Annotated in this window: 9 protein-coding genes and 1 tRNA gene; 4 read left to right on the forward strand and 6 right to left on the reverse strand. The window is 69.3% G+C overall.

Annotation, left to right across the window (positions count from 1 at the left end; translation table 11 throughout):
- The first annotated feature begins 1 nt into the window (after position 1).
- The 3 genes from eboE to ACZ59A_RS20775 are packed head-to-tail and all read left to right on the forward strand — an operon-like array spanning position 2 to position 3,629.
- Complete coding sequence (gene eboE / locus ACZ59A_RS20765) at positions 2-1,186, forward strand: metabolite traffic protein EboE (RefSeq protein ID WP_470960549.1); 1,185 nt, start codon at positions 2-4, stop codon at positions 1,184-1,186.
- Positions 1,183-2,622 carry a nucleotide pyrophosphatase/phosphodiesterase family protein gene (locus tag ACZ59A_RS20770; RefSeq protein ID WP_470960550.1) on the forward strand — a complete coding sequence of 480 codons (1,440 nt, stop codon included), beginning with the start codon at positions 1,183-1,185 and terminating at the stop codon, positions 2,620-2,622. The genes eboE and ACZ59A_RS20770 overlap by 4 nt, the downstream gene beginning before the upstream one ends.
- Complete coding sequence (locus ACZ59A_RS20775) at positions 2,619-3,629, forward strand: sugar phosphate isomerase/epimerase family protein (protein WP_470960551.1); 1,011 nt, start codon at positions 2,619-2,621, stop codon at positions 3,627-3,629. The genes ACZ59A_RS20770 and ACZ59A_RS20775 overlap by 4 nt, the downstream gene beginning before the upstream one ends.
- 13 nt (positions 3,630-3,642) lie before the next feature.
- Here the strand turns inward: ACZ59A_RS20775 and ACZ59A_RS20780 are convergent, their stop codons facing one another.
- Genes ACZ59A_RS20780 through ACZ59A_RS20795 form a run of 4 tightly spaced genes read right to left on the reverse strand, consistent with a single transcriptional unit; the run spans position 3,643 to position 10,144 of the window.
- A complete protein-coding gene (locus ACZ59A_RS20780) occupies positions 3,643-5,034 on the reverse strand; it encodes an OFA family MFS transporter (protein WP_470960552.1) in 1,392 nt (463 codons plus the stop codon).
- A 30-nt stretch (positions 5,035-5,064) separates the two neighbouring features.
- Complete coding sequence (locus tag ACZ59A_RS20785) at positions 5,065-7,218, reverse strand: acetate--CoA ligase family protein (protein ID WP_470960553.1); 2,154 nt, start codon at positions 7,216-7,218, stop codon at positions 5,065-5,067.
- A gap of 2 nt (positions 7,219-7,220) precedes the next feature.
- Complete coding sequence (gene frc, locus ACZ59A_RS20790; protein WP_470960554.1) at positions 7,221-8,447, reverse strand: formyl-CoA transferase; 1,227 nt, start codon at positions 8,445-8,447, stop codon at positions 7,221-7,223.
- Positions 8,448-8,461: 14 nt separating this feature from the next.
- Positions 8,462-10,144, reverse strand: a complete 1,683-nt coding sequence (locus ACZ59A_RS20795) for a thiamine pyrophosphate-binding protein (protein WP_470960555.1) — start codon at positions 10,142-10,144, stop codon at positions 8,462-8,464.
- A 381-nt stretch (positions 10,145-10,525) separates the two neighbouring features.
- Here ACZ59A_RS20795 and ACZ59A_RS20800 point away from each other — a divergent pair.
- Positions 10,526-10,610 (forward strand) — tRNA-Leu (locus ACZ59A_RS20800).
- Between the two features lie 75 nt (positions 10,611-10,685).
- Here the strand turns inward: ACZ59A_RS20800 and ACZ59A_RS20805 are convergent.
- Together ACZ59A_RS20805 and ACZ59A_RS20810 are read right to left on the reverse strand one after the other, a co-directional pair.
- The gene (locus ACZ59A_RS20805; RefSeq protein WP_470960556.1) at positions 10,686-12,245 is read right to left on the reverse strand and encodes a hypothetical protein; all 1,560 of its coding nucleotides are present in this window, start codon (positions 12,243-12,245) and stop codon (positions 10,686-10,688) included.
- 60 nt (positions 12,246-12,305) lie between these two features.
- On the reverse strand, positions 12,306-12,695 hold the full coding sequence (locus ACZ59A_RS20810) for a hypothetical protein (RefSeq protein ID WP_470960557.1): 390 nt from the start codon (positions 12,693-12,695) through the stop codon (positions 12,306-12,308).
- Between the last annotated feature and the right edge of the window lie 14 nt (positions 12,696-12,709).

The raw sequence follows: 12,709 nt of genomic DNA on the forward strand, positions 1-12,709 counted from the left end.
CATGCGCTTCCGCCACCCCGACGGCTCCACCGTCCACCTGGCCTACTGCACCAACGTCCACCCCGCCGAAGACCTCGACGGCGTCGTGGACCAGCTCCGGCACCACTGCGAGCCGGTACGCCGCCGCCTGGGACGCGACCGCCTCGGCATCGGCCTGTGGCTGGCCCGCGACGCCGCCCGCACCCTGACCGCCGACCCGGCCGCCCTGCGCCGACTGCGCACCGAACTCGACCGGCGCGGTCTGGAGGTCGTCACCCTCAACGGCTTCCCCTACGAGGGATTCGGCGCCGAAGAGGTCAAGTACCGCGTGTACCGGCCGGACTGGACGGAGGCCGAGCGGCTGACCCACACCGGCCACCTGGCCAGGCTGCTGGCCGCCCTGCTCCCGGACGACGTCACCGAGGGCAGCGTCTCGACCCTGCCGCTCGCCTGGCGCACCCCGTTCGACCCCGCCCGGCGGGGCGCCGCGCTCGACCACCTCACCACGCTCGCCGCACGGCTCGACGCGCTGCAGGACCTCACCGGCCGTTCGATCCGCATCGGCCTGGAACCCGAGCCGGGCTGCACCGTCGAGACCACCGACCAGGCCATCGAGGCGCTGACCGCGCTCCCCGGGGGAGCGCCCCGCCGCCGCGTCGGCCTCTGCCTCGACACCTGCCACCTCGCCACGCAGTTCGAGGACCCGCACACCGCCACCGCCGCCCTCACCGCGGCCGGTGTGCCCATCGTCAAGGCGCAGCTCTCGGCCGCGCTGCACGCCGAGGAGCCGCACCGCCCCGCCGTACGCACAGCCCTGGCGGCGTTCGCCGAGCCGCGCTTCCTCCACCAGACCCGCACCCGCACCGCCACGCACGGCGTACGCGGCACCGACGACCTCGACCAGGCCCTCGCGCCGCGCGGGCTCGACACCACCGCCCCCTGGCGCTCCCACTTCCACGTCCCCCTGCACGCCCCGCCCGAGCCGCCGCTCACCTCCACCCTCCCCGTCCTCACCGACACCCTCGCCCATCTGGTCGGCGGCCCGGCGCCGCTCACCCGCCACCTGGAGGTCGAGACGTACACCTGGCAGGCGCTGCCGCCCGAGCTGCGGCCCCGCAACCGCGACCGGCTGGCCGACGGCATCGCCGCCGAACTCGCCCTCGCCCGCGATCTGCTGACCGACCTCGGCCTCAAGGAGCTGCCGTGAGCGCTCCACGCAGCAGCATCACAAGAGGGCCAGCACCGCTCCTCGTCCTCGACGTCGTCGGCCTCACCCCGCGCCTGCTCGCCCATATGCCCCGGCTGCGCGCCCTGGCCGACTCCGGTTCGTACGCCCCGCTCGGCACCGTGCTGCCCGCCGTCACCTGCGCCGCCCAGTCGACGTTCCTCACCGGCGCGACCCCCGCCGAGCACGGCATCGTCGGCAACGGCTGGTACTTCCGCGAACAGGGCGACGTCCTGCTGTGGCGGCAGCACAACGGCCTCGTCGGCGGCGACAAGCTGTGGGACGCGGCCCGCCGCGCCCACCCCGGCTACACGGTCGCCAACATCTGCTGGTGGTACGCGATGGGCGCGGACACCGACATCACCGTCACCCCGCGCCCCGTCTACTACGCCGACGGCCGCAAGGAGCCCGACTGCTACACCCGGCCGCCCGCCCTGCACGACGAACTCACCGCCGCCCACGGAACCTTCCCCCTGTTCCACTTCTGGGGCCCCGGCGCCGATCTGGTCTCCTCCCAGTGGATCATCGACGCCACCCGCCACATCCTGCGCCACCACCCCACCGACCTCACCCTCACCTACCTCCCGCACCTCGACTACGACCTCCAGCGCTACGGCCCCGACGACCCCCGCGCGCACGCCGCCGCGGCCGCCCTCGACACCGCCCTCGGCCCGCTGCTGGACGACGCGCGGGCCCGGGGCCGCACGGTCGTGGCGCTGTCCGAGTACGGCATCACCCGCGTGTCCCGCCCCGTGGACATCAACCGGGCGCTGCGCCGCGCCGGGCTGCTGGAGGTGCACACCCAGGACGGCATGGAGTACCTGGACCCGGGCGCCTCCCGCGCCTTCGCCGTCGCCGACCACCAGCTCGCCCACGTCTACGTACGCCGCGCCGAGGACCTGGCCGCCACCCGGGCCGCCCTCGACGGCCTGCCCGGCCTCGCCGAACTCCTCGACGACGAGGGGAAGAAGACGCACGGACTGGACCACCCCCGCTCCGGGGAACTGGTCGCGGTGGCCGAGCCGGACGCCTGGTTCACGTACTACTACTGGCTGGACGACGACCGCGCACCGGACTTCGCCCAGCTGGTGGAGATCCACCGCAAGCCCGGCTACGACCCGGCCGAACTCTTCCTCGACCCCGTCGATCCGTACGTACGCGTCAAGGCGGCCACCGCGCTGGCCCGCAAGAAGCTCGGGATGCGCTACCGGATGGCCGTCGTCCCCCTCGATCCGTCCCCGGTGCGCGGCAGCCACGGCCGGTTGCCGGAGCGGGACGAGGACGGGCCCGTACTCCTCTGCTCCCGCCCGGACGCCGTATCCGGCCGGGTGGCAGCCACCGACGTCAAATCGCTGCTCCTCCGCCTCGCCGGACTGGATCACACCACAGACCCCGATCGACAGGAGACCCGCACGTGAAGAGCGCCCAGCACCCGGAACTCGCCGCCACCCTCCGCCGCCGAGGCTTCCTCGGCGTCGCCGCCGGAGCCACCGCCGCCACCCTGCTCGGCACCACCACCGCAACGGCCCGTAGCCACGGCGGACGCGGTCCGATCGTCCCGCGCGGCCACCTCGGCATCCAGCTCTACACCCTCCGCGACCAGGTGCAGTCCATCGGCTTCGCCCGCGTCTTCGAGGAACTGGCGGATTACGGCTACGACCAGGTGGAGTTCGCCGGATACACCCAAGGATCGGCGGGCGCCATCACCCTGCGGCAGCTGAAGCGGCTGCTGCGGGACAACGGGCTGCGCGGCATCGGCAGCCACGTCGGCTACTACTCCGACGACCCGAACGCCTACACCTTCGCCACCAACCTCACCAAGGTGCTGGACGAGGCCCAGGCCCTCGGCCTGCCGCACATCGGCACCGCGTCCGGCCCCTGGCGCTACGGCACGACGGTCGACGGCTGGAAGCGCTGCGCGGAGGACTTCAACACCTACGGCGCGGCCGCGAAGGCGCGCGGGATGAAGTTCTACCAGCACAACCACGCCGAGGAGTTCATGTTCGCCACCGACAAGCCGGACGTCCGCCTCTACGACGTGCTGCTCGCCGAGACCGACCCTGAGCTGGTCCATCTGGAGATGGACATCTACTGGGCGTACGTCGCCCAGCACCGCTTCGGCAAGCGGGTGGACGGCACCCCGGCGCCCTTCGAACCGCTCGACTACGTGCTGGCCGACCCGGACCGTTACCCGCTGTTCCACGTCAAGGACGGCGAGCGCGACGACACCGTCCCCGACGGCTACCGCATGGTGGACGTCGGGGACGGTGACATCGACTACGTACGTTTCCTCGGCAAGGTCGGCAGGACCCACGGGGGCCGCCGGAACCACCAGTGGATGGTGGAGCACGACAACCCGGCCAGCTCGCTCACCACCGCCCGCCGCAGCGCCCGCTACTTGCGCACCGGGCGCTGCGGCGACTGAACACGCCGGTGGCTCACACCGCCTCGCGGCTGATCGGCTGCGGGTTCGGGGCGATGTCCCGGACCCGTGGCCGGCCCGGCTGCCGCAGCAGCAGGGCGACCGCGGCCGCCAGCATGGAGATGCCACCGGCGAGCGCGTACGCCCCGTCGTAGCCCCAGTCGTCGACCACCATCGAGCCGAGCCCGCCGCCGAAGAGCCCGCTGATCAGCTTTCCGCTGTACACCAGGCCGTAGTTGGTGGCGTTGTAGTTCTCGCCGAAATAGTCCGGGGTCAGCGCCGCGAACATCGGGTAGAAGGCGCCGCCGCCGAATCCGGAGAGGAAGGCGAAGAACAGGAACAGCCACTCACTGCGGATATTTCCCGCCCAGATCACCCCGAACTGCGCCAGACCCAGCACCACGATGACGAACACCAGGGTCGTCTTGCGCCCCCAGAAGTCCGACAGCCACCCCACCAGGCCGCGGCCCACGCCGTTGATGACGGACATGATGCCCATCGAGGAGGCCGCGACCAGCGGGCCGAAGCCCACTTCCTTGGCGTAGTCGACCTGGAAGGAGATACCGAAGATGGACACCCCGGCGGTCAGCACGAGCGAAAGCCACATCAGGGGCAGCATGCCCGACCTGATGGCCTCCTTGGGGGTGTACTGACGCACCGCGGGCGGATTCTTCGCCAGGCTCTTCGCGCTCTTGGCATTGCCGCCGAAGGTGAGCGGATCGATATGCGCGGGCCACCAGCTCTTGGGCGGGTCCTTGAAGAACCAGCCGCAGAGGGCGACGACGGCCAGCACATAGAGGCCGATGAAGTCGAGCACTCCATGGTAATTGCCGGTGTCGAACCAGTAGTTGAAGATGAAGATGAAGGGCAGCGAGCCATAGGCGAAGCCGCCGTTCACAAAGCCCGTCTTCGCCCCGCGCCGCTCCGGGAACCACTTGCCCACCATGTTGATGCAGGTGGCGTAGACGAGCCCGGAGCCGAGCCCGCCGACCACGCCGAAGCCGCAGATCGCGGCGAAGACGTCGTCCAGATGGGATAGCGCGAGGAAGCCGATGAGGCAGAGCCCCGCCCCCGTCAGCATCGCCCGGCGGGCGGTCAGAATGCCCTTCTCCCGTAACCAGCCCGCCGGAAAGGCGATCCCGGCCTGGAAGAAGACCCAGACGCTGAGGATCCAGAAGGTGTTGCTCTGGGTCCAGCCGTGGGCCTCCGAGAGCGTGTCCTCCGCGGACCCGTACGCGTACTCGGACACGCTGATGGCCATCATGGCGATCCACGGCAGATACACCATCAGCTTCCGGTTGAAGCCGAGAATGTCGCGGTCCGTCTCGCCGACGCGGTACACGCGCCCTTTGCTGTCCTGTATTTCCCGGAAGGCGACCAGCCCGTCCGGTCGTTCTTCTGCGCTCATGTTGCGTCCCCTCCGGAGAACGGGAGTGGTTTACGTGAGCAGCCCCGCGGAGCGGGCCCAGCGGTATTTCGCGCCCAGCACGGCCACCGGCTTTTCCGTGGTGTACGGATAGGCGACGACGCCGCGCTCGAAGAGGTACTGGCTCGCCTCCTCGACCTCGGTGTCACCCGCGAGAGAGGCCACCACCGGTTTCGCGATGCCGCGCTCCCGGAATTCCGCCACGATCCGTGCGGTCAGTTCGGCGAAGACCATGGGCGGGGTGACGATGGTGTGCCAGTAGCCGAGGACGAGCGCGTGAATGCGCGGATCCTCCAGGCCCAGCCGGATGGTCGCCTCGTACGTGGACGGCGGCTCGCCCCCGGTGATGTCCACCGGGTTCCCGGCCGCGCCGAACGGCGGGATGAAGCGGCGGAAGGCGGCGTCCAGATCCGGCGGGATCTCCATCAGCGACAGCCCGTTGTCCACGAGGGCGTCCGACAGCAGCACTCCCGAGCCCCCGGCGCCGGTGATGACGACGACGTTGTCGCCCTGCGGCGCCGGCAGCACCGGCAGCGCCCGCGCGTACTCCAGCATCTCGTTCAGCCCCGGCGCCCGGATCACCCCGGCCTGCCGCAGGATGTCGTCGTACACCGCGTCGTCCCCGGCCAGCGCCCCGGTGTGGGACCCGGCGGCCCGCGCGCCCGCCGCCGTACGGCCCGCCTTCAGCACCACCACCGGCTTCCTGGGCACCGTCGCGCGCGCCGCGTCCACGAAGGCGCGGCCGTCCTTGAGGTCCTCCAGATGCATCGCGATGCACTGGGTGTTCGGGTCCTCGCCGAACCAGGTGAGCAGATCGTCCTCGTCGACGTCCGACTTGTTGCCGAGCCCGACGATCGCCGAGACGCCGGTCTTCGTCGTCCGCGCGAATCCCAGGATCGCCATCCCGATGCCACCGGACTGCGAGGTGAGCGCCACCGGCCCCTTGACGTCGTACGGGGTGCAGAACGTGGCGCACAGGTCCTGCCAGGTGGAGTAGTAGCCGTAGATGTTCGGCCCCAGCAGCCGGACGCCGTGCTCCTCGGCGATGGCCACGATCCGGTCCTGCAGCTCGTGTTCGCCGGTCTCCGCGAAGCCGGACGGGATCAGCACGGCATTCGGGATGCCCTTGCGGCCGACCTCCTCCAGCGCGGCCGGTACGAACTTCGCGGGGATCGCGAAGACCGCCACGTCCACCTCGCCCGGCACGTCCAGCACCGACGCGTACGCCTTGCGGCCCAGGATGTCGTCGGCCTTCGGATTGACCGGGTGGATCTCGCCCGGGAAGCCGCCGTCGATGAGGTTGCGCATCACCGAATTGCCGATCTTGCCCGGCTCGTTGGAGGCGCCCACCACCGTCACCGAACGCGGTCGCATCAGCCGCCCCATCGCGGCCAGGATCTCCTCGCGGGAGTAGCGGCGGCGGGCCGGTGGCGCGTCGTCGCCGATCAGTAGCCGCACATCGGCGGCGAGTACTCCGCTCCCGGTCGCGAAGACCGGGTTGAGATCGACCTCGGTCAGTTCGGGAAAGTCCGCGACCAGGTCCGACACCCGCACGATCAGATCCGCGAGCGCGTCCCGGTCCACCGGCTCCCCGCCGCGCACCCCGCGCAGCACCTCCGCCGCCCGGATTCCGTCCAGCATCGACAGCGCGTCGTCCCGGCTCGCCGGGGCCAGCCGGAAGGTGATGTCCTTCAGCACCTCCACCAGCACCCCGCCGAGCCCGAAGGCGACCACCTTGCCGAACGTCGGGTCGGTGACCGCGCCGACGATCACCTCCGTCCCGCCGTCCGGGACCATCTGCTGCACCTGTACGCCCCGGATGCGCGCCGTCGGGTCGTACGCGCGGGCGTTCGCCACGATCGCGGTGAACGCGCCGCGCACCTCGGCCGCCGAGCCCAGTCCCACCCGGACCCCGCCCGCCTCCGTCTTGTGCGAGATGTCCGGGGAGACGATCTTGAGGACGACGGGGAAGCCGATCCGGTCGGCGAGCGCCACCGCGTCGTCCGCGCACTCGGCCAGCCCCTCGGCCGGGGTCGGTATGCCGTACGCGTCCGTGATCCGCTTGCCCTCGGGCGCGGTCAGCGTGGTGCGCCCCTCGGCGCGTACGGCGTCCAGTACCGCGCGTACGGCGTCCTTCTCGTACGGAACCGCCTGATCCGTGCTCACTGTCAGATCACCCCGTTCGCCTTGAGCAGCCGCACTTCGTCGTCGCCGATCCCCAGCTCGCCGTACACGTCCGCGTTGTGCTCGCCCAGCAGCGGCGAGCGGTCGACCTGGACGGGGGAGTCGGAGAGCTTGAGCGGGGAGCCGACCGTGGTGAACGCCCCGCGCTCGGGATGGTCGACGCGGACGACCATCTCGTTGGCCGCCAGCGACGCGTCCTCGACGATCTCCTTCGTGGACAGGATCGGCCCGCACGGGATGTTGTGGGCGTTCAGCTGCTCCAGCACCTCCCACTTGGGCAGCGTGCTGGACCACTCCTCGATCAGCTGGAACATCTTCGCCAGCTTCGGCAGCCGCGCCTCAGGCGTCGCCCACTCCGGGTCCTCGGCCAGCTCCGGGCGGCCGATGAGCCGGGTCATCGGCTCCCAGCCGACCGGCTGCACGATCACATACACATAGTCGTTGGGGCCGCCGGGCGCGCACTTGACCGCCCAGCCGGGCTGCCCGCCGCCGCTCGCGTTGCCGCTGCGCGGCACCTCGTCGCCGAAGTTGTCGTTCGGGTACTCGGCGAGCGGTCCGTGGGTGAGCCGCTGCTGGTCGCGCAGCTTGACCCGGCACAGATTGAGCACCGCGTGCTGCATCGCCACGTTCACCCGCTGGCCGCGCCCGGTGCGGGTGCGCTGGTAGAGCGCGGCCAGGATGCCCGCCACACAGTGCACGCCGGTGCCCGAATCGCCGATCTGGGCGCCGGTCGCCAGCGGCGGCCCGTCCTCGAAGCCGGTCGTGGACATCGACCCGCCCATGGCCTGCGCGACCACCTCGTACGCCTTGAACTTGGTGTACGGACCCTCGCCGAACCCCTTGATCGAGGCGTACACGATCCGCGGGTTGATCTCCTGGATGCGCTCCCAGGTGAAGCCCATCCGGTCCACCGCACCCGGCCCGAAGTTCTCCACCATGACGTCGCTGCGGCGGATCAGCTCGGTCAGGATCTCCTTGCCGCGCTCGGACTTGGTGTTGAGGGTGATGCTCCGCTTGTTGCAGTTGAGCATCGTGAAGTAGAGCGAGTCGACGTCCGGGAGGTCGCGCAGCTGCTTGCGCGTGATGTCACCGGTCGGGGACTCCAGCTTGATGACGTCCGCGCCGAGCCAGGCCAGCAGCTGGGTGGCGGACGGACCGGACTGCACGTGGGTCATGTCGAGGACGCGGACGCCCTCCAGAGCCTTGGTCATGGTTGGCGGGCCCCTTACTTGTACATGGTCTGGTTCATCGTTCCGGGGGCGTACGCGTCCGGGTCGACCCAGACGTTGATGAGCGACGGCTTGCCGGACTCGCGGGCGCGCCGCAGCGCGGGCGCGATGTCGGCGGGGTCCCGTACCTCCTCGCCGTAACCGCCCAGCATCCGCGCGAACTGGTCGTACGGAACGTCGCCGAGGGTGTTGCCGATCCGCTCGCGGGCGTCGCCGTACTTGGCCTTCTGGCCGTAACGGATCTGGTTCATCGACGAGTTGTTGCCGACGATGCCGACGAACGGCAGATTGAAGCGGACCAGCGTCTCGAAGTCCCAGCCGGTCAGCGAGAACGCGCCGTCGCCGAAGAGCGCCACCACCTCCTTGTCGGGGCGGGCCTGCTTGGCGGCCATCACGAACGGCACGCCGACGCCGAGCGTCCCCAGCGGCCCCGGGTCCATCCAGTGGCCGGGCGTACGGGGCTGCACGACCTGCCCGGAGAACGTGACGATGTCGCCGCCGTCACCTATATAGATGGAGTCCTCGGTCAGAAAGTCGTTGATCTCGCTGACCAGGCGGTACGGATGAATGGGGGAGGCGTCGGACCGCAGCTGCGGCAGCCGCTTCTCGATCGCCGTCTGCTCGGCCGCGCGCAGCTCGTCCAGCCACTCCTTGCGCTGGCCCGCCCCGCCATTGAGACGGCCGGACGCCGCCTGGGTGACGGCTGACAGAATCTGATGACTGTCACCCACTATCCCGAGATCAATATCCCGGTTCTTCCCGACCGTCCGGTAATCCAGATCGATCTGGACCACCGTCGCCTCGGGGGACAGCCGCTTCCCGTACCCCATCCGGAAGTCGAACGGCGTCCCGACGATCACGATGAGGTCGGCATTCGAGAACGCGTACCTGCGCGACAGCTGGAAGTGATGCGGATCGCCCGGCGGCAGCGTCCCCCGTCCCGCGCCGTTCATGTACGCGGGCACATTGAGCGTCCGCACCAGCTCGGCCGCCGCGTCGGTCGCCCGGCACGTCCACACCTGGCTCCCCAGCAGAATCGCCGGTTTCTCCGCGTGCACCAGCAGATCGGCCAGCTTCTCGACCGCCTCCGGATCCCCCGCGCTCCGCGTCGACGCCCGATACGCCCCCGCCCTCGGCACCCGCGCCTTCTCGACCGGCACCTTGGCGTCCAGCACATCGCGCGGAATCTCCAGGAACGACGGCCCCGGCGCCCCGTGGAAGCACTCCCGGAACGCCATCGAGACCATATCCGCGGCCCGCGCAGTGTCCGGCACGGTCGCCGCGAACTTCGTGATCGGCGCCATCATGTCGACGTGCGGAAGGTCCTGGAGCGACCCCATCTTGTGCTGCGTATGAGCCCCCTGCCCGCCGATCAGCAGCATGGGCGACTCGGCCCGGAAGGCATTGGCCACCCCGGTCACCGCATCGGTGGTCCCCGGCCCGGCGGTGACCACCGCACACCCGGGCTTCCCGGTGATCCGGGCATGCCCATCGGCGGCATGCGCGGCCACCTGTTCATGGCGTACGTCGATGACGTCGATGCCCTCGTCGACGCACCCGTCGTAGATGTCGATGATGTGGCCGCCGCAGAGGGTGTAGATGACGTCAACCCCCTCCGCTTTGAGCGCCTTGGCGACCAAGTGCCCGCCGGAGATGAGGTCCTGGCTGTCGTCGGGCATGGCGAATCGCGTCCCTTCGTAGGGGTCGGGTCCCGCGTGGATTGCATACAGTCGACGTTATCCTGTATGAAACCCGTTATCCCGCATCGCCCGACCGATGTCCAGGGGGCGTACGTCAATCGTTCGATCAAGTCGCCGCGACCGCTGCCGACGCGGAACTACCCCCGAGCCGCGCCGTGTTGCCCCGCCCCCCCCCGGCCTCTCCGGCCCCCTCACCCGGCGCCCGTCACCCTCCGTGACGCCCCATGTCCGCGGTCCGCCCAGGCCCCACATCACCGCAGGTCGGCGCGGGGTCGGGCGGCACGCATACGCGGGTGAAACGCACCCCAAAACCTTGGTATCGTTGTCCATGTCGCCGCGGGGAACCGCGGTGCACACCCTGTCCGGGTGGCGGAATGGCAGACGCGCTAGCTTGAGGTGCTAGTGCCCTTTATCGGGCGTGGGGGTTCAAGTCCCCCCTCGGACACAGATCACATCCCCACGGTCGCCGACCGTGGGGATGTGTCGTTTACGGCGGGGCGTGAGGTTGATACCAGCGGCGTCACTTCACAATCGGCCCGCTCGGCGGCGGCTTGGGGGGTGGCTCAGGCGGGCCAGCCGGCGGAGTGGGTGGCGGGGTAGGCGGCGGGGGAATGGGGCCGGGAGGGATCAGAGGAGGCGGCGTGGAGGCGGCTCCCAGGCATGTGGGGTCGAAGTTGTCCACGATGTACGTCCACGCCGTCTTGGCCTCAGCGAGGGTGAAGTCGGGTTCGCCGCTCCGATAGGTGCTCCAGAACAGGGTGCGCCAAATGGCCCCGTTGGCGTGCCAGGACTTCTCCTTCGCCGAGTACATGATCCGGTCCAGGCCGTCGGTATGGCAGAGGCCGACATAGTGGCCGAGCTCGTGGACCATCACGAACTTCCAGATGGAGTCGGGAAAGTTGTCGGTGAGGGTCACGCCCGAGGCATCATCCGACGGATTCTTGTCACATTCCCTCGGCCCGAAGACACTGGTCAATCCGTGCAGGTCGTGCGCTGTGTACCGGAATATGCCAACGACGGCGGGATGGCAGAGCTCGAACCGTGCGGCAACGGGGTTTCTCGGCATCAGGCTCTTGCGTGCGCGGCCGATCACCTCGACGAGGAAATCACTCTGTGTCGTGGAGGTGCCGGGCTGGACAATGTGCTCCGCTTTGGTTATCGGCACGGTGGCTTTGTCGAAGCTGAACTTCAGCCAGAGTTCACGCCCCTTGTCCTCCGCCGCGCCGATCTTGGTGTCCAGGTCATCCTCGCTCATGGGAAAGACCAGAAAGTCCGGGCCGCGCTCGCCGCGAGAGTCGATGTATTCGTTCAGCTCGTCCTCGGTGAGCGGGTTCTCGAAGTCTCCGACGCCGCCGCCACCAGCGATGACATCCCCCTTCTTCAGGGTCGTGTAGCGCTTGCGGTAGAAGAACCCCTGAGGGAACGTGAAGCCGCACAGCTCACGCAGATCGATTTCGGTGGACTCATGGAGCGCTATCAGGTTGGGCACCTTCGGGTCGGTGGTCGAGGACACCTGTGAGTCCATGACGGTGCGGTACACGGTGCCGTGCAGCTGCAATCGGAAAGGCCCGTGATCGAGGTTGATCGCATTCTTGATCTGCTCAAGGGTCTCGCCCGTGTACTTCCGCTCCAGCAGTCCACGGACGTGGGCTCGTATCGATGCGTCATTGGCCTGGTCTATGAAGAACGCGACCAGTTCACCGCCGAGGGCGATGCGGCCGAACCGCATGACACCCAGCGTGAATCCGACGACCATACGTATGAACCCGTCAACGACTCGGCGCCAGTTGAAGGTGAACGTCCCGGTGAAGATGTCCCAGCCGCCGCTGATGATGTCCCTGCCGAAATCAACGGCGACCTGGACGACCTTGCAGACCGTCCGTGTCACCAACTTGCCCACCGTGACCACGACGATCCTGACGACCTTCACCAACACGGTGACGAACCAGCAGACCCAGCCTCGCGGGTCGTACCACGGGTAGTCCTTGCACTTCTTCTCGTTGCGCGATTCCCACACCTCGACGGGCTTCGAGACTTTCTCCTCGACCCATTCCTGCACTTGGCTACAGACGACAGCCATGGCTGTTCCTCCCTTGCCTCACACCCAGCTGGTCGAGCTGGTCAAGGGATCATTCAGGGATCACGGCGCAGGGACGGTCGGCTTTGACCGTCCCATGCGCAGCAGTAGGGAGCGCAGCCGGTGGCGGCTCCAGGCCAGGCCCATCAGCTTGCCGGCAACGGCCCCCGCGACACCGGCGAGCAAGGCGAACCCCAGCGACGACCAGGACCAACCCCCGACGGCGAGCCGGTACCCCAGCGCGACACCCACCGTCACCACGAAGGCCGCCATCCCGGCGGCGCAGCCGCAGTCGTTGAACAGCTGCCGGATCGACGCGGCCGACCGGCGCTGTTCGTCGGCGTCGAGCCACGGAACGAGTACGACGACCTCGTGGACGGATGGGCGGCCCAGCCAGGAGGCAAGCGCTACGGCCTGCTCCAGGTCCTCCGGCCACTCCAGTTTCAGGCGCATGGTGTGCACTCACG

Source organism: Streptomyces sp. NPDC040405 (genome assembly GCF_055595765.1).

Bases quoted from the DNA above. Each gene is read 5' to 3' on its own strand.
- eboE (WP_470960549.1), top strand. From the start codon at position 2: ATGCGCTTCCGCCACCCCGACGGCTCCACCGTCCACCTGGCCTACTGC.
- ACZ59A_RS20810 (WP_470960557.1), bottom strand. From the start codon at position 12,695: ATGCGCCTGAAACTGGAGTGGCCGGAGGACCTGGAGCAGGCCGTAGCG.
- frc (WP_470960554.1), bottom strand. From the start codon at position 8,447: ATGACCAAGGCTCTGGAGGGCGTCCGCGTCCTCGACATGACCCACGTG.
- ACZ59A_RS20780 (WP_470960552.1), bottom strand. From the start codon at position 5,034: ATGAGCGCAGAAGAACGACCGGACGGGCTGGTCGCCTTCCGGGAAATA.
- ACZ59A_RS20805 (WP_470960556.1), bottom strand. From the start codon at position 12,245: ATGGCTGTCGTCTGTAGCCAAGTGCAGGAATGGGTCGAGGAGAAAGTC.
- ACZ59A_RS20795 (WP_470960555.1), bottom strand. From the start codon at position 10,144: ATGCCCGACGACAGCCAGGACCTCATCTCCGGCGGGCACTTGGTCGCC.